Genomic DNA, 25,288 nt, shown 5'->3' with positions numbered 1-25,288 from the left:
TCCCGGACGGCAAGGATGGGTCCCGCACCCCGATTCCTTGGAGGCTCCCGCGATGACCGCCTATCCGCCGCTCCCGTTCGACCCCGAGCTCGCCGCGGCGCTCGAAGTGCTGGCGGCCGAGCGGCCGCCGATCAAGACGCTCGAGTCGATCCCGGAGGTGCGCGCGGCCGCGGCGAAGCGGCAGATCTCGCTGGAGGAGATCACCGCCGACGGCGCCCTCGAAGTGTCCGAAGTGGACGCCGAGGGTCCGCGCGGACCGATCCCGCTGATCGTCGCGCGGCCGGCCGGGGCGGTCGACGTCCCGGTGCTGTACTGGCTGCACGGCGGTGGCATGATCATCGGCGGACACAAGGGCGGCGACCTGTACTTCCTCAAGGAGTACGCGACCGAACTGGGCCTCGGCTTCGTCTGCGTCGACTACCGGGTCGCGCCCGAGCACCCGCATCCGGCGCCGGTCGAGGACTGCTACGCGGGCCTGGAATGGACGGTCAAGCACGCCGCCGAGTACGGCTTCGACTCCTCCCGCGTCGTGATCGGCGGCGCGAGTGCGGGCGGCGGCCTCGCGGCGGGAACGGCGCTGCTCGCCCGCGACCGCGGCGGACCGGACCTTATCGGCCAGCTGCTCGTGTACCCGATGCTCGACGACCGCAACGACTCGCCGTCGGCGATCCAGATGGCCGAGATGGGCAGCTGGGACCGCGCCGCGAACCACGTCGGCTGGACCGCGCTGCTCGGCGACGCCCGCGGCGGCCCGGACGTGTCGCCTTACGCCGCGCCCGCGCGCGCCGAAGATCTGTCCCGCCTCCCGCCCGCGTTCCTCGACGTCGGGAGCACCGAGACCTTCCGCGACGAGGTCATCGCCTACGCGAACCGGCTGTGGCTGTCCGGGGTGCAGGCGGAACTGCACGTCTGGCCCGGCGCGTTCCACGGCTTCGACGGCTCGGCTCCGCAGGCGGCGCTGTCGCAGCAGGCCCGCGCCGAGCGGACGCCGTGGCTGCGGCGGCTGCTCGGCTGAACCGGACGAGCGATGATGGACCGATGAGGGAGCTGGTCACGCATCTGAGCGCGCTCGATCCCGGCGCGGCCGAGACGGTCAAGGTCATCGCCTATTTCGACCGGCTGGTCGAGGGCCGCGCCGGGCTCGAGCCGATCGTGCGCGGGGCGGCGGTGCTGTCCGGCTGCCCCGCGCGGCTGGCCGACGACGAACGCCGGGTGCGCGTCCGCGTCGAACCGGACGGGCGCGTCGTGCCGTCGGACGGACCGCCCGATCCGGAATGGCCCGCCGCTCCGGTGCGCCCGGACGGGCCGGTCGCGCTGTGGCTGGAACGGCCCGGTCCGGCGAGCCCGGTGGACGCGATGGTGCTGGAGCGCGCGTCGGCCGCGGCTCGGGCGGTCCTGGACCGCACCCGCGGCCGGGTCGTCGATCCGGCGTCCGTGGAAGTGGTGCTCGACGCGTCGGCGGACGAACGAACCCGGCTTCGCGCCGCACATCGCCTTGGGCTCGGCGCTACCGCGCGAGCTGTCGTGACCGACGCGGTCCCGCTGGTCGTCCCTCCACAGTGGACTCCGCCGGAACGGGCCCGGGTCGGCCTCGGCACCGTCGTGAACCTGGCCGACCTGCCGGTGTCCGGCGAACAAGCCCGGACGGCTTTCCGGTTTACCGCTGCCGAAGACGACCCTGGACCGTCCGTTGTGGACTACGCCGAACTCGGCGGACTGGCCGTGCTCGCCGACGCGGTCGGGCCTCGCACCAAACCGGTCGCGGACGTCGCCAGCCTGGAGAACGCCCGCACGGCGGCCCCGTGGGTGTTGCCCACGCTGGTCGCCGTCGCGGGCGCTCCGAGTCTGCGCGGCGCCGCGAACACGCTGGTAGTGCACCATTCGACCCTGCAGGAGCGCCTGGCCCACGCCGAGCACCTGCTCGGCTGGCCAGTGCGCGATCCCGCCGGCCGGTTGCGGTTGCAGCTGGCTATCGCGCTGTGGCGGCTGCACCGCACCGGCTGATCACGGCGTGAGCAGCGGCAGCAACGGCTTCCGCACCGCCGTCGCGACCCCGTCCGACTCGGCAGCCGCGGCGATCCGCTCGTCCGTCGGCGTTCCGTACGACGTGGTCCGCTGCCGCAGCGGGCGTCCGAGCGGCTCGACCATCGCGCGCATGTCGCTGATCGTCTTGTACGACCCGTTCGCCGCGCCCGCCATCCGGCTGATCGTCTCCTCCATCAGCGTGCCGCCGATGTCGTTGACCCCGCCCTGCAGCACCGCCCGGCTGCCTTCCTCGCCGAGCTTCACCCAGGAACTCTGGATGTTGTCGAACGTGCCGTGCAGCAGCAGCCGCGACAGCGCGTGCACCGCCCGGTTCTCGCGCAGCGTCGTGCCCGCGCGGGCGAGCCCGGCCAGGTAGATCGGCGAGCTCTGGTGGATGAACGGCAGCAGCACGAACTCGCTGAACCCGCGCCGCCCGTTGCGTTCGACGCCCTCGCGCTGCAGTTTGGCCAGCAGTTTCAGGTGCCCGACCCAGTGGCTCGGGTTGTCCACGTGGCCGTACATCATCGTCGCCGTGGTCGGCAGCCCGACGTCGTGCGCGGTGGTGACCACCTCGATCCACGCGTCCGTCGGCAGCTTGCCCTTGGTGAGCACCCAGCGGACGTCGTCGTCGAGGATTTCCGCCGCGGTGCCCGGCAGCGAGTCCACTCCGGATTCCTTCGCCCGGATCAGGAAGTCGCGAATGGACAGATTCGTCCGCGACGCGCCGTTCACGACCTCCATCGGGCTGAACGAGTGCAGGTGGATGTCCGGCTGCCGCCGCTTCACCTCGGCCGCGAGGTCGAAGTACGCGGTGCCCGGCAGATCCGGGTGGATACCGCCCTGCATGCAGATCTCGGTCGCACCCGCGGCCCACGCCTCGTCCACCCGGTCGCCGACCTGCTCCAGCGACAGCGTGTACGCGTCCGCATCGGTCTTCCGCTGCGCGAAGGCACAGAACCGGCAGCCGGTGTAGCAGACGTTGGTGAAGTTGATGTTCCGCGTGACGACGAACGTGATGTCGTCGCCGACCACCTCGCGCCGCAGGTCGTCGGCCAGTTTCGTGAGCGCGTCCAGCTCCGGCCCGTCGGCGTGCAGCAAGGCTAGCGCGGCGTCGTCGGACAGCCCGGCAGGGTCCTTTTCCGCGCTGCGCAACGCATCCCGGATGTCGGTGTCGAATCGCTGCGGTCCGGTCTTGATCTTCCGGCCGATCTCTTTCCAGTCGCCGTAGACCGAATCGAAGTCGCCTCGCCGGTCCTTGGTGCGGCCGGTGGTGTCGATCTCGGTGTGCAGATCGGTGCGGCCGGACTCCTGCCAGCCGCCGTCCGGCTCCTGCCACGGGATCCCGACCGGCATCGCGCCGTCGCGGGCCAGCCCGGTCTCCCCATCGACCAGCGCCGCGACGTGCCGCGTGACGCGCGGGTCCAGCCACGGCTGGCCGCGCTTCACGTACTCCGGGTAGATGGTCAGCCGCTCGCGCAGCTCGAAGCCGGCCTTCTCGGTCTGCCGCGCCAGCAGGTCGATCTGCGGCCACGCGCGTTCCGGGTTCACGTGGTCCGGGGTGAGCGGCGAAACGCCGCCCCAGTCGTCGATGCCCGCGCGGATCATCAGGTCGTACTGGTCGCCGATGAGGTTCGGCGGCGCCTGGATGCGCATCCGGGGGCCCAGCACCAGCCGGGCGACGGCGATGTTCGCGGCCAGTTCTTCGAGGTCGGCGTCCGGGGTCGCGCGCATCTTCGTGTCCGGCTTGGCCCGGAAGTTCTGCACGATGACTTCCTGGATGCCGCCGTACTCGCGGGCGGTCTTGCGGATCTCGAACAGCGCGTCGGCGCGTTCCTCGTGCGTCTCGCCGATCCCGATCAGCACGCCGGTGGTGAACGGCACCGAGCTGCGGCCCGCGTCCTCGAGCACGCGCAGCCGGACCTCGGGATCCTTGTCCGGCGAACCGTAGTGCGGCCCGCCCTTCTCGCTCCACAGCCGGCGCGCGGTGGTCTCCAGCATCATGCCCATCGACGGCGCGACCGGCTTGAGCCGCTGGAAGTCCTGCCAGGACAGGACACCCGGGTTGAGGTGGGGCAGCAGGCCGGTCTCTTCGAGCACGCGGATCGCCATCGCGCGGACGTAGGACAGCGTGTCGTCGTAGCCGTGCGCGTCCAGCCACTCGCGCGCGGCCTTCCAGCGGTCCTCCGGCCGGTCGCCGAGGGTGAACAGGGCTTCCTTGCAGCCCATCTCGGCACCCTTGCGGGCGATGTCGAGGACCTCGTCCGGCGACAGGAACGGCGATTCGAGCCTGCCGGGGACGGTGACGAAGGTGCAGTAGCCGCACCGGTCCCGGCACAGCCGGGTCAGCGGGATGAACACCTTGCGGCTGTAGGTGATGATTCCCGCGCGACCGGCTTCTTCGAGGCCCGCGTCGCGGATGCGGGAGGCGTGGTCGGACAAAGTCTTGAGGTCGTCGCCGCGGGCGTGCAGCAGCACGGCCGCCTCGGCGACGTCGAGCGTCTTCCCGTCTCGCGCCCGCGCGAGCGCACGGCGCATGGCCGACGGGGTGGGCGTGGTCACGCCAGCTTCGGGCTCCATTCCCGCCACGCTAGGACCCGGCCGCCGCGACCAGCCAGCTCTTAGCTCGCCACCCGGCTCGCGACCGGCCCGAGGTGATCATTAGCGCAGGTTGCGGGCTTGTCGGCGACGGATGACGGCGGTATTACCTAAAGGGTGGCGTCAGTGATCGGGAAGCGCATCGGCGGGCGGACGTACTACTACCTCGCCGAGTCCGCGCGCGTCGACGGCAAGCCGCGCGTGGTCGGCCAGCGGTACCTCGGGACAGCCGAGGACATCGCGGCGGCGGTCGCGGGCGGCGGTCCCGAGGCGGCTGGCGCGCGCCATCGGTCTTTCGGGGACGTTTCCGCCGTGTGGGGGACGCTGAAGCGGCTGGACCTCGTCCGGCGCGTTGATTCCGTGGCTGGGCCGCAGCGGGCTCGGCCGACACTCGGTCTCCATGTCGCGCTTGCCGTGCTGCACCGGGCGACCGCGCCGGAGACGGAGTTCGAGGAGTGGTGGACCGGCTGTCTCGCGCAGGATCTGGTTCGGCCCCGGCCGCCTAAGGGTTCGATCACGACGGCTGGGCATTGGCGGGCGTTGCAGCGGCTTACCCCGGAACGGATCGCTGCGGTGGAAAGTGTGGTGGCGGAAGCGGTTCTGGATCTTCTCGGCGATGACGGGACGGAGGCGCTGGCGGTTGATGTGGCGCAGTTCGCCGCGTTTACCGCTGCGGATTGCACGTTGCCGTCGGCTTGCCAGGACGTGCTGGCCGGGCTCGGGTTGGTCGTCACGCGGGATGGGGCGATTCCGTTGGCGTCCCGGGTGTATCGGAGGGAGAACGCGCCGACCTTCGGTGCGCTGGCCGCTGAATTAGGGGAGCGGCATACGTTGGTTTTCCACTCCGGGCAGGCGGCGCAGCTCGATCTTGGCGCGCGGACCGGGTTTGTCGGGTCGCTTCCGTTGGCGGATCATCCGGAGTTGCTTGCGCGGCCCGCGTCCGTGCGGCGGCGGGTGGATCCGGAGCGGTTTGCCGGGCTGACTGCGTTTGACACCGTGGCGACTGTGGACGGTGCCCGGCGACGGGTGATCCTTCTTCATTCCGCGACGCTGCACGCGGCGCAGTATCGGGCGTTCACCAGTGAATTGAGCACTACGGTGCGGGAGCTTGACGGGCTGGCTGCGGCGTTGGCGGCCGGGACGCATCGGGGGGACCGGACGCAGGTGCACGCGGAGATGTCGCGGATTATCCGTGGTCGGCGGGTGGAGCGGGTGCTGAATACTGCTCTTACTGGCAACCGTGCTGGGGAACTGCGGTTGGAGCGGCGGGTTGACGAGGCTGCGGTCGCTCGGTTGGCGGAGGAGTTTTTCGGGAAGCAGATTTTGGTGACGGACCGGGATTGGCCGGTTGCTGAGGTTGTGACTGCTTATCGGGCTCGGACTTATCTCGACTCGACGTTTCGGTGGTTGACTGGGTCTGCGGTGGCTGGGCCTTCGCCGCGGTGGGAGTGGACTTCGCATCGGATCGCGGTGCATGCGTTGGTGTCTGTGCTCGCTGCGACGGTCACGCATCTGATGCGGCGAGAGGCGGACCGGGCTGGGATGAATCTTTCGGTGGCCGAGTTGCTGGATCAGTTGCGGGGGATCGGGGAGACCGTGTTGCGGCATCGGTCTACTGGGGGGAGGCCGCGGACTCGGCGGATTTTGTCTGATCGGACTGGGAGGCAGCAGGCGTTGTTTGAGTTGTTCGGGTTGGAGAGGTTTGCGCCTGCTTGAGGTTCGGTGGGGCCTCGTCGCCTGGCGGCGACATTGGCCTGGTGGTTGCGTGGGGCACCCCGAAGCTTGATTGTGCTGACGGTTCGGGGGTGCTTGTCAAGGCGGGAAAGATGCCTTGACAAGCACCCCCGAACCGCAGGGGAGCTTCGTATCGGGGTGCGGGGGTGGTGTGGGTGCCTCGCTCGTTGGGTGCGTCGGTGCCTGTTTAGGGCCGTGAGGGGAACCCTGAGGGAATCAGAGTCAATGAGGGTGGCCCTCACGTGCGTTGGCTCAGTTTTCGCGGTCGATGTTCAGGGCGGAGAAGGTTTGCACGACCGGCATCAGTTCGATGACGTTGATGTTCACGTGTGCTGGCTGGGAGCTTGCCCAGAAAACCGACTCGGCGACGTCGTCTGCGGTCAGGGGTGTGGTGCCTGCGTAGACGTTGTTCGCCTTGGCCTGGTCGCCGCCGAAGCGGACGGTGGAGAATTCGGTGCCGCCTACCAGGCCCGGTTCCACGTTCGTCACGCGGACGCCGGTGCCGCGCAGGTCGGAGCGCAGGTTGAGGCTGAACTGGTGCACGAACGCCTTCGTCGCGCCGTAGACGTTCGCGCCGGGGTAGGCGTAGCTGCCTGCGACCGAGCCGATGTTGATCACGTGTCCGGCGCCGCGTTCGACCATGCCGGGCAGTACTGCGCGGGTGAGGTGGACGAGACCGGTCACGTTGGTCTCGATCATCTGGTCCCAGTCTTCCAGCTTCGCCTCGTGCGCGGGCTCGAGACCCTTCGCGAGGCCGGCGTTGTTGACCAGGATGTCGATCTTCGCCCACTCCTCGGGCAGCTGCGCGACGACATCCGCGACGGCGGCCGGGTCGCGTACGTCCAGGACCAGCGGGTACACCGCGTCGCCCAGTTCGTCCGCCAGCGTCTTGAGCCGGTCGCCGCTGCGGGCCGCGGCGACGACCCGCGCGCCTTCCGCTGCGAACCGGCGCGTGATCGCTGCACCGAAGCCGGCGCTGGCGCCGGTCACCAATACGGTCTTCATGGAGTGCGTCACCGTTCTTCCGCGTGGTCCTGGTCCAGGAAGCGGCCGAACACGTCGTTGAACTCGGCCGCGCGCTCCAGGTTAGGCAGGTGCCCCGCGCCGTCGAGCACCACCAGCTCCGAGCCGGCCACGAGCCGGTGCAGCAGCTGCGCGTCGGCGACCGGAGTGAACTCGTCCTCGCTGCCCACCGCGACCAGCGTCGGCACGCTGACCTGCTTGAGCGAATCGCGGTAGTCGGGGCGCTTCGCCCGAGCCCGCAACGCGGCCGCCGCGCCTGTCGCTGGTGCGTGGCGCATCATCTTCCGGACGTGCACGGTCACCTCGGGGTTCTCGCGGAAGGTGCCCGGCGACACCATCTTCGGCAACAGCTCGTCGGCGTACGCGGTCATGCCTTCCGCGAGCACCCGGTCCGCGGCCTGGTTGCGGGTCACCTTTCCTTCGTCGGTCTCGGGCTCGGCGAACGTGTCGGCGAGCAGCAGCGCGGCAATGCGCTCCGGGTAGTCCCGGACGGTCTGCATCACGATCTGCCCGCCCATCGACAGCCCGCCCAGCGCGAAGCGTTCGATGCCGAGGTGATCGGCCAGCGCGACGAGGTCCTCGGCGAAGTCTTCGAGCCCGCGGACCGCCGGACCGGTGCTTTCCCCGTATCCCCGCAGGTCAGGGACCACGACTCGGCGGCCGTTGCGGGCGAGGTGCTCGGCCTGCGGGCCCCACATGGACCGGTCGAACGGGTGCCCGTGCACGAGAAGCACCGGGACCTCCGACCGCGGTCCGAGGTCGTCGTAGGCGATCCGGGCGCCGGAGGGGAGAAGGACTGTCTGCATGGTCCCGACGCTAATCGGGGCGATTTCTCAGTGCAATAAGGTGCAATGTAGTCGGAGCAATGTTTTTCTAGTGCAGCTTCGCGAAGAACTGCCGGACGTCGCCCGCCCACAGCTCCGGCACCTCCTGTGCGGCGTAATGCCCGCCGCGGCCGTACTCGTTCCACGACACGAGGTTCCGGCGATGTTCGGTGAACACGCGGATCGACGGCAGGTCGCCGGGAAACTGTGCGACCCCCAGCGGCACCGGATTGCGGCCTTCGGCGGGCGTCTCCCGGGTTTCCTCGGCGTAGATCCGGATGGCCGAACCCGCCGTGCCGGTCAGCCAGTGGATGGTGACGTGGGTGAGGATCCCGTCGGCGTCGAGGCCGTGGTCGTGCATCGCCTGCGCGTTCCAGCCGAGCAGGCCGACGGGGGAGTCGGACAACGCGTGCGCGAGCGTCTGCGGCTGCTGCGCCTGGACGACGCCGTAGGACGCTTCGTTCGCGAAGTAGTGGTGGAACGCGTCCCACGCGGCTTTGTCCTTGTCGGACAGGTCGGCAATCCACTGTGGATCGTCGTCCGGCGGCGGATCCCAGGTCTGCGTCACGTGCGCGCCGATCACGTGTTCCGGCGCTACGCGACCGACCTCCGGCGCGATCCCCGAACCCCAGTCGTTGCCCGCGGTCCCGTAGCGCTGGTACCCGAGCCGGCGCATCAACTCCGCCCACGCCCGCGCGATCCGCCGCGGACCCCAGCCGGTGTCGGTCGTCGGTCCGGAAAACCCGAATCCCGGCAACGACGGCAGCACGACGTCGAACGCGATCGACGGATCGAGCCCGTGCGCGCGAGGGTTGCTCAACGGCCCGACCGCGGCCAGATACTCCGCCGCCGAGCCCGGCCACCCGTGACTGAGGATCAACGGGATCGCGTCCGGCTCCGGCGAACGAGCGTGCAGGAAATGCACGTTGCTGCCGTCGATCGTGGTCGTGAACTGCGGATACTCGTTGAACCGCCGCTCACAGGCCCGCCAGTCGTAGCGGTGTCGCCAGTGCTCGGCCAGCTCGCGCACCCGGCCGACGCTGACGCCGTACCCCTGATCACCGCCGACCGGCTCCGGTGCCCACCTTGTCCGGTCGAGCCGTTCTCGCAGGTCGACCAGGTCCGCCTCGGGGATCTCCAGCCGGTACGGCCGGATCTCGTCAGTCATGCTCAGCTCCTTCGGAGAGCCGCCGGGCGCAGGCGTTGAGATACCGCACCTGGCGGATGTTGGTGGCGAGTTCGGCCGCGCGCAGGTACGCACTCCGGGCCGCTTCGCGGTCGCCCGCCTTTTCCAGAAGATGTGCGCGCGCCGCATGGAACCGCCGGTCCCGGTGGTCCAGCGCGTCGAGCAGTCCAAGCCCGGCGGTGGGTCCGTCCGCCATCCCGACCGCGACGGCGTGGCTCACCTTCGCGACCGGACTCGCCGAAACCTTGAGCAGCAGCCGGTAAAGCCCGACGATCTGCCGCCAGTCCGTCTCCTCGGCGGTGGCTGCCTCGTCATGGACCGCCGCGATCGCCGCCTGCAGCTGATACGGCCCGACCGGCCCGCGCGGCAACGCCGCCGTCACCAGGTCCACCCCGCGCCGAATCGACTCGGTCTTCCATCGTGTCCGGTCCTGCTCGTGCAGCGGAACCAGCTCGCCCTGCTCGGTCACCCGCGCCGGCGACCGTGCGTCCGTCAGCAACATCAACGCGAGCAGACCGGTGGCCTCGCTGTCGTCCGGCAGCAGCGCAGCCGTCATCTCGGCAAGCCGGATCGCCTCTCTTACGAGGTCGCTGCGGCGCAGATCTGGCCCCGACGTCGCCGAATACCCCTCGGTGAAAATCAGGTACAGGACATGAAGGACGGCATCGAGCCGCTCGCGGCGCGTTTCTTCCGGCGGCATCCGGAACGGCACGCCACTGTCCTGGACGGTCCGCTTGGCCCGGGAGATCCGGCGGGTCATCGAGTCCTCGGACGTGAGGAACGCCCGCGCGATCTCCGCCGTCGTGAGCCCGCCGACGGCCCGCAAGGTGAGCGCGACCTGCGACGCCACCGAGAGCGACGGATGGCAGCAGAGCAGGAGCAGGATCAAGGTGTCGTCCCCGGCCTGCTCGCCGACCTCCTCGCGCGCGGCGCGGCTCTCCCGCTCGCGTCTTGCCTGGTCAGCGCGGAGCAGATCGATCAGCTTCCGGCTCGCGACCTGCAGCAGCCAGCCGAAGGGCCGCTCGGGAATCCCCGTCTCCGGCCACCGCTGGGCGGCTGTGAGCAGGGCTTCCTGGACCGCGTCCTCGGCCGGGTCGAACCGTCCGTAGCGGCGGACCAGCGCGCCCAGCACCTGCGGCGCGAGGGTGCGCAGGGTGCCGTCGAGCGTGGCCGGGAGGGAGGGGTCGGTCATCTCTGCCGCCTCGGTCGCTTGGTTCCTCTGGGTTCAGAGTTCGCTGTCGTTCCCCATCACCGGCCGGACCACGACCCCGGCGTCGGCCAGCCGTCCCGGGGCTTTGAGCAGTCCCGCCGCGATGTCGGTCGCCCGGTCGATACTGGCGCAGTCGACCATCCAGTACCCGGCGATGACCTCCTCGGTCTCGCCGAACGGCCCGTCGGTGACGACCGGAGCCCCGTCCCTTAACTGGAGGCGGCGCGCCAGTACGGGAGCGGCGAGCCCCTGGGTCTCGACCAACTCTCCCGAATCGGCCAGCGCCCCGGTGAACCCGGCGAGGAACTCGTCGACCGCCGCCATTTCCGCCGGGGTCGCTCCGCCCTCCTTGCCGCTGAGGTGGTCGTAGTCCTGCTGGTTGCCGTACGCCAGGATCAGGTACTTCATCGGATGCTCCCTCTGTCTTCGGTCTCGCATGGCCGTCAGTCGGGGAAAGAACGAAGCCGCCTGCCCCGCACCGGACATCGTCTCGACGTCCTTCTGGGTGACCCGGGTCACTCGCTGGTTCGGCGCTCATGATGCCTCCGAATCGCCCGCCCCCGGTGTCGTCCGGCGCGGGCACGCCGATGTCCAGCGGCAATCCGCTCTCGCCGGCGCCTCGCGTGGCAAGCGGGGCTCGGCATTCACCGATAACGCGAGCCGCCCGTTCTTCCGCATTACGGCATCCGCGAGCCGATAAGCCACCGGATTCGCCGCGCTCCGGTCCGCTGAGTCGTGGCCGCGGTGCCCGCCGGATCGGCCGCAGCGGGCCTATTCGGCCGGTTGACCTGCGAAGATCGCATTAAGGGACCCCCCTGTTTAGGGCCGTTTTGAGCCGTGTAATCTTCTCTTCGTCGCCAGGGAAACCGGGCGGCCGCCGGGACACGAACCAAGCTCTCGCCTCTAGGGTGATTGAGTGGGTGTCCCACCAAAAACTGCTAGGAATGACCGCTTCGGTCAGGCTCGCCCTCACGGGGTAGGGTTTGGTTCGGGGTGTGTTGCTTGAGAACTCAACAGTGTGCTAGTGAACTAAGCCAGTAGAGCTTATATGAAACCCCCTCGTCGGGGTTTCCTTTGAGAAATGATTGAGAAGTAGTCTCGATCGAACTTGAAGACATTGTTGGAGAGTTTGATCCTGGCTCAGGACGAACGCTGGCGGCGTGCTTAACACATGCAAGTCGAACGCTGAACCGGTTTCGGCCGGGGATGAGTGGCGAACGGGTGAGTAACACGTGGGTAATCTGCCCTGTACTCTGGGATAAGCCTGGGAAACTGGGTCTAATACCGGATATGACCTTTCACCGCATGGTGGGGGGTGGAAAGTTCCGGCGGTATGGGATGAACCCGCGGCCTATCAGCTTGTTGGTGGGGTAATGGCCTACCAAGGCGACGACGGGTAGCCGGCCTGAGAGGGTGACCGGCCACACTGGGACTGAGACACGGCCCAGACTCCTACGGGAGGCAGCAGTGGGGAATATTGCACAATGGGCGCAAGCCTGATGCAGCGACGCCGCGTGAGGGATGACGGCCTTCGGGTTGTAAACCTCTTTCGCCAGGGACGAAGCGCAAGTGACGGTACCTGGATAAGAAGCACCGGCTAACTACGTGCCAGCAGCCGCGGTAATACGTAGGGTGCGAGCGTTGTCCGGAATTATTGGGCGTAAAGAGCTCGTAGGCGGTTTGTCGCGTCGGCTGTGAAATCTGGAGGCTTAACCTTCAGCGTGCAGTCGATACGGGCAGACTTGAGTTCGGCAGGGGAGATTGGAATTCCTGGTGTAGCGGTGAAATGCGCAGATATCAGGAGGAACACCGGTGGCGAAGGCGGGTCTCTGGGCCGATACTGACGCTGAGGAGCGAAAGCGTGGGGAGCGAACAGGATTAGATACCCTGGTAGTCCACGCTGTAAACGTTGGGCGCTAGGTGTGGGCGACATTCCACGTTGTCCGTGCCGTAGCTAACGCATTAAGCGCCCCGCCTGGGGAGTACGGCCGCAAGGCTAAAACTCAAAGGAATTGACGGGGGCCCGCACAAGCGGCGGAGCATGTGGATTAATTCGATGCAACGCGAAGAACCTTACCTGGGCTTGACATGCGCCAGACATCCCCAGAGATGGGGCTTCCCTTGTGGTTGGTGTACAGGTGGTGCATGGCTGTCGTCAGCTCGTGTCGTGAGATGTTGGGTTAAGTCCCGCAACGAGCGCAACCCTTATCCTACGTTGCCAGCGCGTCATGGCGGGGACTCGTGGGAGACTGCCGGGGTCAACTCGGAGGAAGGTGGGGATGACGTCAAGTCATCATGCCCCTTATGTCCAGGGCTTCACACATGCTACAATGGCTGGTACAGAGGGCTGCGATACCGCGAGGTGGAGCGAATCCCTTAAAGCCGGTCTCAGTTCGGATCGCAGTCTGCAACTCGACTGCGTGAAGTCGGAGTCGCTAGTAATCGCAGATCAGCAACGCTGCGGTGAATACGTTCCCGGGCCTTGTACACACCGCCCGTCACGTCATGAAAGTCGGTAACACCCGAAGCCCATGGCCCAACCCGCAAGGGAGGGAGTGGTCGAAGGTGGGACTGGCGATTGGGACGAAGTCGTAACAAGGTAGCCGTACCGGAAGGTGCGGCTGGATCACCTCCTTTCTAAGGAGCACAACACATCCCGGCCACGGTCGGGAGTGGGCACGGTCTAACACCCGCGTGTGGTGTTGCCGGGCTTGCTCAAGGAATTGTGGAACTACTGGTTATCGCCGGCGACGGTGGATGATGTTCCTGCTCAGTACTGCGGCTTGCCGTGTGGAACGGGGGAGCGGAGTCCGGGTGGTCGGGTGTTCACTGCACGCTGTTGGGTCCTGAGGCAACACACGTTGTTTCTGGTGTGGTGTTTGAGAACTGTAGAGTGGATGCGAGCATCTTTGTGGTCAAGTTGTTAAGGGCACATGGTGGATGTCTTGGCTTCAGGAGCCGATGAAGGACGTGGGAGGCTGCGATATGCCTCGGGGAGCTGTCAACCGAGCTGTGATCCGAGGATTTCCGAATGGGGAAACCCAGCACCAGTGATGTGGTGTTACCCGCCGGTGAATATATAGCCGGTGCGGAGGGAACGCGGGGAAGTGAAACATCTCAGTACCCGCAGGAAGAGAAAACAAAAGTGATTCCGTGAGTAGTGGCGAGCGAAAGCGGAAGAGGCTAAACCGTTTGCATGTCAAGCTGTCAGGCGTTGTGCAGGCGGTGTTGTGGGACCCAGCGTCGAGGATCTGACAGTCCTCGGAATGTGCGCGCGTGTTAGTGGAACCGCTTGGGATGGCGGACCGGAGTGGGTGAGAGTCCCGTACGCGAAAACATGTTGCGTGTGTTTGTTTGGTGTTCCCGAGTAGCAGCGAGCTCGTGGAATTTGCTGTGAATCTGCCGGGACCACCCGGTAAGCCTAAATACTTCCTGAAGACCGATAGCGGACGAGTACCGTGAGGGAAAGATGAAAAGTACCCCGGGAGGGGAGTGAAAGAGTACCTGAAACCGTGTGCCTACAAGCCGTCAGAGCGTTTCGACGTGATGGCGTGCCTTTTGAAGAATGAGCCTGCGAGTTAGTGCTGCGTGGCGAGGTTAACCCGGGTGGGGTAGCCGTAGCGAAAGCGAGTCTGAATAGGGCGAAATAGTCGCGTGGTCTAGACCCGAAGCGGAGTGATCTACCCATGGCCAGGGTGAAGCGACGGTAAGACGTCGTGGAGGCCCGAACCCACTTAGGTTGAAAACTGAGGGGATGAGCTGTGGGTAGGGGTGAAAGGCCAATCAAACTCCGTGATAGCTGGTTCTCCCCGAAATGCATTTAGGTGCAGCGTCGCGTGTTTCTTGCCGGGGGTAGAGCTACTGGATGGTCTAGGGGCCTTACCGGGTTACCGAAATCAACCAAACTCCGAATACCGGTTAGTGAGAGCGCGGCAGTGAGACGGCGGGGGATAAGCTTCGTCGTCGAGAGGGAAACAGCCCAGAACACCAGCTAAGGCCCCTAAGTGTGTGCTCAGTGGGAAAGGATGTGGGATTGCCCAGACAACCAGGAGGTTGGCTTAGAAGCAGCCACCCTTGAAAGAGTGCGTAATAGCTCACTGGTCAAGTGGTCCTGCGCCGACAATGTAGCGGGGCTTAAGCACACCGCCGAAGCTGTGTCATTCACACAATACATCCGCAAGAGCTTTCGGGTTCTTGTGCAGTGGTGTGGATGGGTAGGGGAGCGTCCTGCATCCAGGGAAGCGGCCGCGGAAGCGAGTCGTGGAGGGTGCGGGAGTGAGAATGCAGGCATGAGTAGCGAATGCAGAGTGAGAAACTCTGCCGCCGGATGACCAAGGGTTCCTGGGCCAGGCTAATCCGCCCAGGGTAAGTCGGGACCTAAGGCGAGGCCGACAGGCGTAGTCGATGGACAACGGGTTGATATTCCCGTACCCGAGCATGTGCGCCCATGGCGAGGCGGTTGACACTAACCACCCGAAGCCGCGGTTGAAGTCTTCGGACGGAGGCCGTGTGTGGAGCGTGGGACCTGATTCCGTAGTAGTCAAGCGATGGGGTGACGCAGGAAGGTAGCTCCGCCAGGCGATGGTTGTCCTGGTGTAAGCGTGTAGGCCGTCATGTAGGCAAATCCGCATGGCATATAGGCTGAGACGTGATGCGTAGCCGTTTGAGGCGAAGTGGGTGATCCTATGCTGTCGAGAAAAGCCTCTAGTGAGTGCATGCACGGCCCGTACCCCAAACCAACACAGGTGGTCAGGTAGAGAATACCAAGGCGATCGGGTGAACTGTGGTTAAGGAACTCGGCAAAATGCCCCCGTAACTTCGGGAGAAGGGGGGCCAAGCACTGTGATACCCCTTGCGGGTGGAGCGGTGGTTGGCCGCAGAGACCAGCGGAAAGCGACTGTTTACTAAAAACACAGGTCCATGCGAAGTCGCAAGACGATGTATATGGACTGACGCCTGCCCGGTGCTGGAACGTTAAGAGGACCGGTTAACTCCTTTCGGGGGGTGAAGCTGAGAATTTAAGCGCCAGTAAACGGCGGTGGTAACTATAACCATCCTAAGGTAGCGAAATTCCTTGTCGGGTAAGTTCCGACCTGCACGAATGGCGTAACGACTTTCCGGCTGTCTCGACCACAGGCCCGGCGAAATTGCATTACGAGTAAAGATGCTCGTTACGCGCGGCAGGACGGAAAGACCCCGGGACCTTTACTATAGTTTGGTATTGGTTTTCGGTTCGGCTTGTGTAGGATAGGTGGGAGACTGTGAAGCGCTCACGCTAGTGGGTGTGGAGTCGTTGTTGAAATACCACTCTGGTCGGATTGGGAATCTGAACCTCGGACCATGATCTGGTTCAGGGACAGTGCCTGATGGGTAGTTTAACTGGGGCGGTTGCCTCCTAAAGGGTAACGGAGGCGCCCAAAGGTTCCCTCAGCCTGGTTGGCAATCAGGTGTCGAGTGCAAGTGCACAAGGGAGCTTGACTGTGAGACAGACATGTCGAGCAGGGACGAAAGTCGGGACTAGTGATCCGGCACCTCCTGGTGGAAGGGGTGTCGCTCAACGGATAAAAGGTACCCCGGGGATAACAGGCTGATCTTGCCCAAGAGTCCATATCGACGGCATGGTTTGGCACCTCGATGTCGGCTCGTCGCATCCTGGGGCCGGAGTAGGTCCCAAGGGTTGGGCTGTTCGCCCATTAAAGCGGCACGCGAGCTGGGTTTAGAACGTCGTGAGACAGTTCGGTCCCTATCCGCCGCGCGCGCAGGATACTTGAGGAAGGCTGTCCCTAGTACGAGAGGACCGGGACGGACGGACCTCTGGTGTGCCAGTTGTCACGCCAGTGGCATGGCTGGTTGGCTATGTTCGGAAGGGATAACCGCTGAAGGCATCTAAGCGGGAAGCCTGTTCCAAGATGAGGTATCCCACCCCATGTGGGTTAAGGCCCCCAAGAGACGATTGGGTTGATAGGCCAGAAATGGAAGCACAGTAATGTGTTGTCGAGTTGACTGGTACTAATAGGCCGAGGACTTGCCCACGAAGATGTTACGCATCCACTCTACGGTTCTGAAACACCACACCGGTCGCCCCTCGAGGGGTGGGTGTGTGTTGTTTCGGAGTGTTTCGGTGGTTTTAGCGTCAGGGAAACGCCCGGTCCCATTCCGAACCCGGAAGCTAAGCCTGACTGCGCCGATGGTACTGCAACCGAAGGGTTGTGGGAGAGTAGGACACCGCCGAACTTAACTTGATAGGTCTGGGCCCCGGTCCGAGAACCCGAAATGGGTTTTCCCGGGGCCCAGACTCATTTTCACGGACAAGTACGAGGCCCGGAACCCCACACGGGGAACCGGGCCTTCGTCATGCCCAAGCTATTTCTTCGGAATCTCCCGAAGGCTGCCGCTGGATCGCGCCGCGGCGCGCGCAGGACTGGGCTTCAAGACACCAGGGAGCGTGCGAGGGGAACGCATCCCGCGGAAGCGAGCAACCAGTTGGCCCCATTCAGCAGCGCAGGCAGTGGCGGCACAAGGCAACGAGATCCAGCCAGCAAGGCAGACAACGGAGCAACTAGTCCTGGGCGAGCTTCGCCCGCCTTGTGCGCTCACCACGGAGGTGGCGGCTCCCAGCACCGGCGGCGGGAAGCGATGCGACACGCAGAGAAACGTCCAGCACCGCCGGCAACGCGGCGCTGCGAGGGAAGGCGTCCGCGTCAGGGAGCAATGGGCGGCACTAGGCGATGAGATCGAGGCAGCAAGACCGGCAACGGAAGGCCCGTCCTGGGCCGGGCTTCGTCTCCGCAGCCGATCCGACGGCATTGCGGCCCGGTGCCGATAGCCACTCCGCAGCGGCATGGCCCGGTGTCGGTCACTGCTCGGCAGCGACACAGCCCGGTGCCGCTAACTGCTCCGCGGCAACGCGACTCGGTGCCGCTCACTACTCTGCGGCGACGCGGTTCGGTGCAGCTAACTGTTCTGCGGGGACACGGTTCGGTGCGGCTAACTGTTCTGCGGCGACGCGGTTCGGTGCGGCTAACTGTTCTGCGGCGACACGGCCCGGAGCTGCTCACTACTCCGCGGCAACGCGGGCCGGTCCCGATCACTACTTCGCAGCAACGCAGCCCAGCTCCGGTAACCCCTCCAACCCCAGGGCAGCAAAAAGGGTGCCGGAGCAAGAAGCTCCGGCACCCTTCTCTGTCGAACCGTTCAGCCGAACCAGCCCTCAACCTTGCCCAACCCAAGCAGGCCGTGAGGGGCTACTTCAGGGCCGAGCCCTTCTGCCAGTCGGTCCAGGACTTGGACCAGTCGCCGTACAGGTCCCACACCGGGAGTTGCGGGCCGCCTGAGTTGGTGACTTCTACGACGTCTCCCAGGCCGAAGTTGTTGAAGAACCACTCCGCGTTGGCGGCGTTCAGGTTGATGCAGCCGTGCGAGACGTTGGAGCTGCCCTGTTGCCCGACGCTGTTCGGGTTCTCGTGGACGAACTCTCCGTCGTTCGAGATGCGTTCGGAGAACTTCTCGTTCGAGCGGTACGCCTTCGGGTCCGGCGGGCACACGCCGTACGTGCAGGAGTCCATCGTGTAGTTCGCCTGCTTGTCCGAGATGACGTGCGGGCCGAGATGAGTGGGGGTCGCGTCCTTGCCCATCGAGATCGGCATCGACTTCACCATCGAACCGTTGTGGAAGATCTGCATCTGTTCGCTGTTGCCGTCGGCTTTCGCGATCCACGAATCGTGCACCTTGTACGATTCGGTGCGATCGTCCGCTCCGTACACGCCATTTCCGAAATCGACGCCGTAAATCTTCGCGGTCACCGTCAGCGTGGTGCCCGGCTTCCAGTATTCCTTCGGCCGGTAGTGGACGTTCTTGTCGTCCATCCAATACCAGCTGCCGTCCTGCTTCGGCGACGACTCGACCGTGAGCGCCTTCTCCACGGCGGCCTTGTTCTTCACCGGGACGCCGAAGCTGAACACGATCGGCTGGCCCACGCCGACGCCCGAGCTCTTCACCGCGTTCGGGGCCGGGATCAGGTTCGCGTTCGCCTGCTTCTTCGGCGACAGCGTGGTCACCTGGCCCTGCTGTTCGACGGATTTCCCGTCCGCACCTTGGGCATGCGCCTTCACCTGGTACGTGCCGCCGTAGCCGAGGACCTCGGTGGTCGTCCAGCTGAGCTTGTCCGGAGAGAACTCGCCCGCGACGGTTTTGCCCTTGGAGCTCGTGACCGTGACGTCCGTGAGCTTCCCGTTCGCCGCCTTCACGACGATCGGCGTGCTCGGGCTGATCCCGGACGTGTTGGCCGGTTCGATCGACACCGAAGCCGGTGTCGCGGTCTGGCTCGGCCCGCCCGGCGCACCGGGCGTGCCAGCGTTGCTGCCGCCGTCCCCGGAGGAACAGGCGGAAAGCAGCACGGTCGCCGCGAGAATTCCGGCGAGCGGAAAAAATGTCTTCTTCGGGAACATTATGTCTCTTTTGTGAGGGTCCAGGACCGGCAGGTTCAACTGCAAAACTACGCGATCGGAAAGACGCCCCGACCGGCGGATCGGTGCATTAGGGTGACGCGGATCACGTTCGCGAATTCCGCGTCGGATCAGGGACGCAGCAATCCGGGCGCCCCGTACAAGCCGGGGCCGTCGACGGTCAGCTCCTTCAGGTGGTCCCGCGCGGCGTGGTAGGCCTGCGACGCCAGGTCGTCGGTGCGCGAGAAGTCCAGCGGGCTCACCTGGACCGGCGCCGGGCCCGGCAGGTAGACGACCGGCACCGTCCGGGCGGCGACCGGCGCTTCCAGCACGGCCTGGTTGCGCATGCTGATCATCGCGGTGAACATCATCACCTCGGCGAACGTCCGGGGCGCGCCGGGCATTTTGCCGGGAAACGCGCAGTCGAGAACGACCAGCGACTTCGCGCCCATGCGCAACGCCTGCCGCATCGGGACGTTGGCGACCAGGCCGCCGTCGTAGAGGAGACGGTCCTCGTACGGCACCGGCGGGTAGATGCCGGGGATCGCGCAGCTCGCCAGGAGCGGTGCTTGCAGCAGACCGGACGTGAGCAGGACCGGTTCGGCGGTGTCGACGTCGGTGGTGACGACGCCCAGCGGCATCGCCAGATCCTCGAACCGGCGGCCGGCGCCGAGGTGGTCGTCGATGATCCTGGCGAGACCGGTGTTCGGGAACAGGTGGGTTTTGCTGTGCCGGAGCGTCCGGACCTGGCTGAGCACGCCGCCGGGGAAAGCCTCGGCCTTCGTCATGTGCGCCCAGATGTCGCGGAGCCGCCGGAGCCGGTCGTCGCCGGCCAACGCGAGCACCGCGGCGTTCAGCGAGCCGACGGACGTTCCGACCGCCAGATCCGGCGTAATGCCAGCTTCGTCGAGGGCTTGCAGCATGCCCACCTGCAGCGCGCCGAGGCTGCCGCCCCCGCCGAGGACGAACGCGACCGGCTTCGGGAGGTCAAGTGCCTGCATACGGTCGAATCTAATCAGCCGGACGGCTCCCGGGCGGGTGACTTCGAGTGACCTCGGTCAATTGCCGGTGCGGGCGGGCTCTTCCGGCTGCTCGTCCGGCGAAGCGGCGGGACCGGTGATGCCCAGCGCCTTGCGTTTCTTCATGCGCAGCAAGAAGAACACCAGCACCCCGATCACCAGCGCGGCCACCACGAGGAACCCGGTGTTCATCGCGCTCTCGACCTGCTTCGCCGCCTCGCCCAGCGCCGCGCCGAGGCTGATGTGCACGAGCGACCAGCAGAAGGCGCCGGCGGCGGTCGCCGGGAGGAACTTGCGGAACGGCAGGTTCGACGCTCCCGCGGCGGCCGGCGTCAGGGTGCGCAGCACCGGCAGGAACCGCGCGAAGAACACCGCCCACGCACCCCGGCGCTCGAGGACGCCGGTGGCCTTGTCCCAGGCGTCCAGCCCGTATTTGCGGATGAGCTTCGTCTCCCGCAGCCGCGGCCCGAACTTCCGGCCGAGCGCGTACCCGATCGAATCGCCCAGCGCCGCGCAGACGGTGACGACCGCCCACAGCGTCAGGAAACGGGGCACGGACGTCGCCGTGGTCGCCGCGATCAGCAGGCCCGATTCGCCCGGGGCGATGAAGCCGAGGCCGATCGTGCACTCGGCCAGCACGAGCCCGCCTGCCGCCGCGACGAGACCCGGTTGGGGGAGTGCTTGCAACCAGTCGAGGATGTCCGTTACTAAAGCCACACCATCACTTTACTGATTCTTGGGAATAGCGTGCCACGTTCAGGGGACGCGGAGACGAATAAGGGGCCCCGGTGCGTAACCGGGGCCCCTCGTCGGCACGGGTTCAGCGGGACAGCAGGCTGCTGGCTTCCTGCGCAGCGGGTCCTTCGGCGGTCAGGTGGGCGAGGTTCTCCGGGAGTTCCTCGCCGCGGTGGGCCTTGGTCTGGGCGTAGAGCCGTCCGGCGCGGTAGGACGAGCGGACCAGCGGACCGGCCATGACGCCGGGGAAGCCGATCGCCTCGGCGGTCTTGGCGTGTTCCACGAATTCTTCCGGCTTGACCCAGCGGTCGACCGGGTGGTGGCGCGGGGAAGGCCGCAGGTACTGGGTGATCGTGATGATCTCGCAGCCCGCGTCGAACAGCTCCTGCAACGCGACGCTGACCTCTTCGGGGGTTTCGCCCATGCCGAGGATCAGGTTCGACTTCGTCACCAAACCGGCCGCGCGGGCCTGGGTGATGACGTCCAGGGAGCGCGCGTAGCGGAAGCCGGGGCGGATCCGCTTGAAGATCCGCGGCACCGTCTCCACGTTGTGCGCCAAAACCTCGGGCCGTGACCCGAACACCTCGGCCAGCTGGTCGGGTTCGGCGTTGAAGTCCGGGATCAGCAGCTCGACGCCGGTGCCGGGGTTCAGCGCGTGGATCTGGCGGACGGTTTCGGCGTAGAGCCAGGCGCCGCCGTCCTCGAGGTCGTCACGGGCGACACCGGTGATGGTCGAGTACCGCAAGCCCATGGCCTGCACCGACTCGGCGACCTTCCGCGGCTCCGTCCGGTCCAGCGCAGCGGGCTTGCCCGTGTCGATCTGGCAGAAGTCACAGCGCCGGGTGCACTGGTCCCCGCCGATCAGGAACGTGGCCTCGCGGTCTTCCCAGCATTCGTAGATGTTGGGACACCCGGCCTCTTCACACACCGTGTGCAGACCCTCGCGCTTGACCAGGCCCTTGAGTTCGGTGAACTCCGGACCCATCCGCACCCGCGTCTTGATCCACGACGGCTTCTTCTCGATCGGCGTCTCGCTGTTGCGCACCTCAAGCCGCAACAACTTCCGCCCCTCCGGTGCAGCAGTCACGATCCCCACCCTACGCCGAGGTTTTCCTGTGAACGGGACCCAATCCAGCCCGTGGACGACCGCGAACGCACAGGGTTCTCCCAGAAGCTCTGCGGATTCCCCCGGACCGGCCGGGCGGTCACCGGATTCGCCGCCCCGACGCGCGGACCGTTCGCGAGCGCTGGAGTTCAGTGCGGATCGGGAGTGACGCCGGTCAGCTCGGCAGTCAGCTCCCACAGCCTGGTCCCGGCTTCCGGATTCCGGGCCGGGGCAAGGGTGCGCACCTTCGTCGGGCGGCCGCGGACGGCGAAAACCGGTCCGATGTAGTCGCCGCCTTCGACGTCGGGGGCGGTCGCGGCGTACAGCTGCGGCAGTGCGCCGCGCTCGACGCGTTGGGCCAGCAGCATTCCGCCGAGCTTGCCGATTTCCCGGAGTGCGGTGCGCAGCACGGGATTCCGGTACGAGCTCGCCATGTTCGTGGTCAGGCCGGTCGCGCTGTAGCCGGGATGCGCGAGCACGCTGCGCACGGTGGAATCCGTCGCGCGGAGGCGTCGGTCCAGTTCGATGCCGAAGGTTTGGTTCGACAGCTTCGCCTGGCCGTACGCAGCGGCAGCGCGATACGGACGGCGTTCGGCGTTCGGGTCGTCCAGGCGCAGGTGCGCGCCGAGGGCGGCGACGCTGGACAGCGTGACGACGCGGCCTGCCGGTGCGCCGCGCAGGGCGGGCATCAGCAGCCACGTCAGCGCGGCGTGCCCGAGGTGGTTCGTGCCGAATTGGAGTTCGAAACCGTCCGCGGTGCGGCCTTGTGCGGTGGCCATGACCCCGGCGTTGTTCATCAGCACGTCCAGTGCGTCGCCGGTGAGTTCGCGCACGGCCGCGGCGGCTTTCCGGACGGACGCCAGGTCGGCGAGGTCCAGGCGCACGAGTTCGGGTTTGGCTCCGGAAGCCGCGCCGCGAACTCGCTCGAGTGCGGTTTCGCCGCGTTCCGGCGAGCGGCAGCCGAGCAGCACGCGGGCGCCGTGCGCGGCGAGGACTTCCGCCGAACGCAGGCCGAGGCCGGAATTCGCTCCGGTGATCAGGACGGTCCGGCCGCTCTGGTCGGGGATCCGGGCCTCGGTCCAGCGTTCGTTCATCGGGCCAGCTAACTACACGTCACGCACTCGGCGCGAGCAGCCGCATCAGATGCCCGACCGGGCCGCGCCTGCGGACCGGGCCGGTGTCGCCGGCGCGGATCAGCGCGTCGAGCGTCCGCCCGACCTTGACGATCTCTTCGGCGGGCTCGTCCGGTTCGGCGAGGCCCGCGGTGAGCGCCAGCATGTGCAGTTCGGTGCGGTGCAGCGGTTCCAGCGCGGGGCAGCGCTCCAGCGCGCCGTCCAGTGCCGCACGAAGGTCTTCGTGGTCGTGCTGCGCCTGCCGCCACGCGCGGGTGACGGCGTCGACCTGGTCGCCGGGAAGATCCGCCTCGTCGGGATCGGCGAACTCGGCGCGCAGGTAGCCGCTGAGCAGCTGCGTCCACTTGTACTGCAGTGCCAGCAACAGGTTCTCTTCGGTGCCGAACTCGTCGGCGGCACCCGGGATTTCGGCCAGCGACAGCGGTGCCTGCGGCGCGCGCCTCGCCTGGCGGACAGCGGCATCGAGGATCTCTCGCCGCCGGTAGAAGTCGGTCCAGCTCATGGTGTGGCTCCCCTTCCGTGACCCGGGTCATACTGCCGGTCTGCGGCATACTCCCGGTACGGACCTGACGCAGCCAACATACCACGGGTATGGTCCGTCGGGTCCCGGCGTAAGGTTGTGAGCGTGCCGACAATGAGGTCCCGACGACTCGACTACTCCGAGTCGACCCGATCCGCCCTGGTCGACAGCGCGGTCGAACTGTTCACGAAACGCGGATACGCGGGCACCTCGCTCGACGAGGTGGCCAAACGCGCCCGCGTCACGAAAGGCGCGCTGTACCACCATTTCAGCGGGAAGCAGGCGCTCTTCGAGGCCGCGTTCGAACAGGTCGAGAGCCTGGTCTACGACCGGCTGCAGAAGATCATGACCGGCGACGGCGAGCCGTGGGAGCGCGCGATGGGCGGGCTGCAGGCGTTCATCCGCAGCTGCCTCGACCCCTCCTACCAGCGGATCGCCATCCACGAGGGACCGGTCGTGATGGGCTGGGAACGCTGGCGCGAGGCCGAGGAACAGTCGAGCTTCGGGCTCGTGCGGTCCGGGCTCCAGCTGCTCGTCGACGCGGGCGAGGTGGAGCCGGTGCCGGTCGACCTCACCGCGCGGCTGCTGTTCGGCGCGCTTTCGAGCGCGGCCACCGAGATCGCGGGCGCGGCCGACCCGAAGAAGGTCGGGGCCGAGATCGAGGACGTCATCACGCGGATGCTGTCGAGGCTGCGCCGCCCCGCGGGACACGAAGAACGGCCCGCCGCGGGCTGACCGATCCGCCATTAGGCTGGTGGACATGGACTTGAGGATCTTCACCGAACCCCAGCAGGGGGCGAGCTACGACGACCTGCTGCGGGTCGCGCGGACCACCGAAGCCGCGGGCTACGACGCCTTCTTCCGCAGCGACCACTACCTCAAGATGGGCAGCGCGGACGGCCTTCCCGGGCCGACCGACGCGTGGATCACCCTCGCCGGCCTCGCCCGCGAGACCGAGCGCGTCCGGCTCGGCACGCTCGTCACCGCGGCCACCTTCCGCCACCCCGGCCCGCTCGCGATCTCGGTCGCGCAGGTGGACCAGATGTCCGGCGGGCGCGTGGAATTCGGCCTCGGCACCGGCTGGTACGACGACGAGCACACCGCCTACGGCCTCACCCTGCCGCCGCTCAAGGAGCGCTTCGACCGCTACGCCGAGCAGCTCGCGGTGATCACCGGCCTGTGGAAGACCCCGGTCGGCGAGACCTTCTCCTACTCCGGCGACTACTACACGCTCGCCGACTCGCCCGCGCTGCCGAAGCCCGCGCAGTCGCCCGCGCCGCCGGTGATCATCGGCGGGGGCGGCAAGAAGCGCACCCCGGCGCTGGCCGCGCAGTACGCCGACGAGTTCAACCTGCCGTTCGTGGACGCCGAAACCGCGCTCGCGCAGTTCCAGCGGGTGGACGCGGCGGCGGAGGCGATCGGCCGCGACCCCAAGGAGATCCTGCGTTCGGTCGCGCTCGTGCTCGCGGCGGGCCGGGACGAGGCCGAGGTCGCGCGCCGCGCGTCCGCGATCGGCCGGGAGACCGGCGAACTGCGGGCCAACGGGCTGGCCGGGACCGCGGCGGAGATCGTCGACCGGATCGGGCAGTGGCGCGAGAAGACCGGGATCACCCGGCTGTACCTGCAGGTGCTCGACCTTTCCGACCTCGACCACATCGAGTTCGTGGCCTCCGAGGTCGCACCGCAGCTGGACTGACGCGCAAAGGGGCCTCCCTCGGGAGGCCCCTTTGTCGTG

Annotated in this window: 17 protein-coding genes and 3 rRNA genes; 8 read left to right on the top strand and 12 right to left on the bottom strand. The window is 66.8% G+C overall.

The window, feature by feature from the left end:
• Positions 1-52: 52 nt before the first annotated feature.
• Together DMP23_RS06490 and DMP23_RS06485 are read left to right on the top strand one after the other, a co-directional pair.
• Positions 53-1,015: an alpha/beta hydrolase fold domain-containing protein gene (locus DMP23_RS06490; protein ID WP_337820445.1), complete on the top strand. Its 963-nt coding sequence runs from the start codon at positions 53-55 to the stop codon at positions 1,013-1,015.
• A 23-nt stretch (positions 1,016-1,038) separates the two neighbouring features.
• Positions 1,039-2,004 (top strand): helix-turn-helix domain-containing protein, encoded by a 966-nt coding sequence (locus DMP23_RS06485; RefSeq protein WP_337820444.1) that lies wholly within the window; start codon positions 1,039-1,041, stop codon positions 2,002-2,004.
• On the opposite strand, the gene DMP23_RS06480 is transcribed toward DMP23_RS06485, so the two are convergent.
• Complete coding sequence (locus DMP23_RS06480; protein ID WP_337820443.1) at positions 2,005-4,602, bottom strand: bifunctional FO biosynthesis protein CofGH; 2,598 nt, start codon at positions 4,600-4,602, stop codon at positions 2,005-2,007. It abuts the gene before it with no gap.
• A gap of 135 nt (positions 4,603-4,737) precedes the next feature.
• On the opposite strand from DMP23_RS06480, the gene DMP23_RS06475 reads away from it, so the two are divergent.
• Positions 4,738-6,336 (top strand): IS1634 family transposase, encoded by a 1,599-nt coding sequence (locus DMP23_RS06475; protein WP_443111250.1) that lies wholly within the window; start codon positions 4,738-4,740, stop codon positions 6,334-6,336.
• Between the two features lie 270 nt (positions 6,337-6,606).
• Here DMP23_RS06475 and DMP23_RS06470 read toward each other — a convergent pair whose 3' ends face one another.
• The 5 genes from DMP23_RS06470 to DMP23_RS06450 form a co-directional block, all read right to left on the bottom strand.
• The gene (locus DMP23_RS06470) at positions 6,607-7,359 is read right to left on the bottom strand and encodes an SDR family oxidoreductase (RefSeq protein WP_134662476.1); all 753 of its coding nucleotides are present in this window, start codon (positions 7,357-7,359) and stop codon (positions 6,607-6,609) included.
• Positions 7,360-7,367: 8 nt separating this feature from the next.
• Positions 7,368-8,183, bottom strand: a complete 816-nt coding sequence (locus tag DMP23_RS06465) for an alpha/beta fold hydrolase (RefSeq protein WP_337820441.1) — start codon at positions 8,181-8,183, stop codon at positions 7,368-7,370.
• A 67-nt stretch (positions 8,184-8,250) separates the two neighbouring features.
• The gene (locus tag DMP23_RS06460) at positions 8,251-9,369 is read right to left on the bottom strand and encodes an epoxide hydrolase family protein (protein ID WP_337820440.1); all 1,119 of its coding nucleotides are present in this window, start codon (positions 9,367-9,369) and stop codon (positions 8,251-8,253) included.
• The gene (locus tag DMP23_RS06455; RefSeq protein ID WP_337820439.1) at positions 9,362-10,579 is read right to left on the bottom strand and encodes an RNA polymerase sigma factor; all 1,218 of its coding nucleotides are present in this window, start codon (positions 10,577-10,579) and stop codon (positions 9,362-9,364) included. Before DMP23_RS06455 ends, DMP23_RS06460 begins: the two co-directional genes overlap by 8 nt.
• Before the next feature lie 33 nt (positions 10,580-10,612).
• Positions 10,613-11,005 carry a YciI family protein gene (locus DMP23_RS06450; RefSeq protein ID WP_238604964.1) on the bottom strand — a complete coding sequence of 131 codons (393 nt, stop codon included), beginning with the start codon at positions 11,003-11,005 and terminating at the stop codon, positions 10,613-10,615.
• A gap of 709 nt (positions 11,006-11,714) precedes the next feature.
• Here DMP23_RS06450 and DMP23_RS06445 point away from each other — a divergent pair.
• The 3 genes from DMP23_RS06445 to rrf all read left to right on the top strand — a co-directional run bounded on the left by DMP23_RS06445 (position 11,715) and on the right by rrf (position 16,831).
• Positions 11,715-13,234: ribosomal RNA gene (locus tag DMP23_RS06445) — 16S ribosomal RNA — on the top strand.
• A gap of 276 nt (positions 13,235-13,510) precedes the next feature.
• A 23S ribosomal RNA gene (locus tag DMP23_RS06440) occupies positions 13,511-16,630 on the top strand.
• Positions 16,631-16,714: 84 nt separating this feature from the next.
• Positions 16,715-16,831 (top strand): 5S ribosomal RNA (rrf, locus tag DMP23_RS06435).
• The 16S, 23S and 5S rRNA genes sit together here, the layout of an rRNA operon.
• A 1,010-nt stretch (positions 16,832-17,841) precedes the next feature.
• Here rrf and DMP23_RS06430 read toward each other — a convergent pair.
• From DMP23_RS06430 to DMP23_RS06405, 6 genes are all read right to left on the bottom strand, one after another.
• Positions 17,842-19,044 (bottom strand): L,D-transpeptidase, encoded by a 1,203-nt coding sequence (locus tag DMP23_RS06430; RefSeq protein ID WP_337820438.1) that lies wholly within the window; start codon positions 19,042-19,044, stop codon positions 17,842-17,844.
• A 128-nt stretch (positions 19,045-19,172) separates the two neighbouring features.
• Positions 19,173-20,042, bottom strand: coding sequence for a patatin-like phospholipase family protein (locus DMP23_RS06425; protein ID WP_337820437.1), 870 nt, complete (start codon positions 20,040-20,042; stop codon positions 19,173-19,175).
• A gap of 57 nt (positions 20,043-20,099) precedes the next feature.
• Complete coding sequence (locus DMP23_RS06420) at positions 20,100-20,777, bottom strand: VTT domain-containing protein (protein WP_037820774.1); 678 nt, start codon at positions 20,775-20,777, stop codon at positions 20,100-20,102.
• A 103-nt stretch (positions 20,778-20,880) separates the two neighbouring features.
• Positions 20,881-21,882: a lipoyl synthase gene (gene lipA / locus DMP23_RS06415; protein ID WP_337820436.1), complete on the bottom strand. Its 1,002-nt coding sequence runs from the start codon at positions 21,880-21,882 to the stop codon at positions 20,881-20,883.
• Positions 21,883-22,049: 167 nt separating this feature from the next.
• The gene (locus DMP23_RS06410; protein ID WP_337820435.1) at positions 22,050-22,994 is read right to left on the bottom strand and encodes an oxidoreductase; all 945 of its coding nucleotides are present in this window, start codon (positions 22,992-22,994) and stop codon (positions 22,050-22,052) included.
• A gap of 19 nt (positions 22,995-23,013) precedes the next feature.
• Positions 23,014-23,535, bottom strand: coding sequence for a hypothetical protein (locus DMP23_RS06405; RefSeq protein ID WP_037809496.1), 522 nt, complete (start codon positions 23,533-23,535; stop codon positions 23,014-23,016).
• 132 nt (positions 23,536-23,667) lie between these two features.
• On the opposite strand from DMP23_RS06405, the gene DMP23_RS06400 reads away from it, so the two are divergent.
• Together DMP23_RS06400 and DMP23_RS06395 are read left to right on the top strand one after the other, a co-directional pair.
• Positions 23,668-24,288 carry a TetR/AcrR family transcriptional regulator gene (locus tag DMP23_RS06400; protein WP_037809498.1) on the top strand — a complete coding sequence of 207 codons (621 nt, stop codon included), beginning with the start codon at positions 23,668-23,670 and terminating at the stop codon, positions 24,286-24,288.
• Positions 24,289-24,313: 25 nt separating this feature from the next.
• Positions 24,314-25,249: an LLM class F420-dependent oxidoreductase gene (locus tag DMP23_RS06395; protein WP_043827651.1), complete on the top strand. Its 936-nt coding sequence runs from the start codon at positions 24,314-24,316 to the stop codon at positions 25,247-25,249.
• Positions 25,250-25,288: the final 39 nt, after the last annotated feature.

The sequence above is a fragment of the Amycolatopsis sp. A1MSW2902 genome (genome assembly GCF_017312175.1).
Classification (GTDB): Bacteria; Actinomycetota; Actinomycetes; order Mycobacteriales; family Pseudonocardiaceae; genus Amycolatopsis; species Amycolatopsis nivea.
The sequence above is the reverse complement of the archived record's forward strand: the minus strand, read 5'-3'. Positions and strand labels throughout refer to the sequence as shown.

Bases quoted from the DNA above. Each gene is read 5' to 3' on its own strand.
- DMP23_RS06460 (WP_337820440.1), bottom strand. From the start codon at position 9,369: ATGACTGACGAGATCCGGCCGTACCGGCTGGAGATCCCCGAGGCGGAC.
- DMP23_RS06405 (WP_037809496.1), bottom strand. From the start codon at position 23,535: ATGAGCTGGACCGACTTCTACCGGCGGCGAGAGATCCTCGATGCCGCT.
- DMP23_RS06425 (WP_337820437.1), bottom strand. From the start codon at position 20,042: ATGCAGGCACTTGACCTCCCGAAGCCGGTCGCGTTCGTCCTCGGCGGG.
- DMP23_RS06485 (WP_337820444.1), top strand. From the start codon at position 1,039: ATGAGGGAGCTGGTCACGCATCTGAGCGCGCTCGATCCCGGCGCGGCC.
- DMP23_RS06450 (WP_238604964.1), bottom strand. From the start codon at position 11,005: ATGAAGTACCTGATCCTGGCGTACGGCAACCAGCAGGACTACGACCAC.
- DMP23_RS06490 (WP_337820445.1), top strand. From the start codon at position 53: ATGACCGCCTATCCGCCGCTCCCGTTCGACCCCGAGCTCGCCGCGGCG.
- DMP23_RS06410 (WP_337820435.1), bottom strand. From the start codon at position 22,994: ATGAACGAACGCTGGACCGAGGCCCGGATCCCCGACCAGAGCGGCCGG.
- DMP23_RS06400 (WP_037809498.1), top strand. From the start codon at position 23,668: ATGAGGTCCCGACGACTCGACTACTCCGAGTCGACCCGATCCGCCCTG.
- DMP23_RS06480 (WP_337820443.1), bottom strand. From the start codon at position 4,602: ATGGAGCCCGAAGCTGGCGTGACCACGCCCACCCCGTCGGCCATGCGC.
- DMP23_RS06430 (WP_337820438.1), bottom strand. From the start codon at position 19,044: ATGTTCCCGAAGAAGACATTTTTTCCGCTCGCCGGAATTCTCGCGGCG.
- DMP23_RS06470 (WP_134662476.1), bottom strand. From the start codon at position 7,359: ATGAAGACCGTATTGGTGACCGGCGCCAGCGCCGGCTTCGGTGCAGCG.
- DMP23_RS06455 (WP_337820439.1), bottom strand. From the start codon at position 10,579: ATGACCGACCCCTCCCTCCCGGCCACGCTCGACGGCACCCTGCGCACC.
- DMP23_RS06465 (WP_337820441.1), bottom strand. From the start codon at position 8,183: ATGCAGACAGTCCTTCTCCCCTCCGGCGCCCGGATCGCCTACGACGAC.
- DMP23_RS06395 (WP_043827651.1), top strand. From the start codon at position 24,314: ATGGACTTGAGGATCTTCACCGAACCCCAGCAGGGGGCGAGCTACGAC.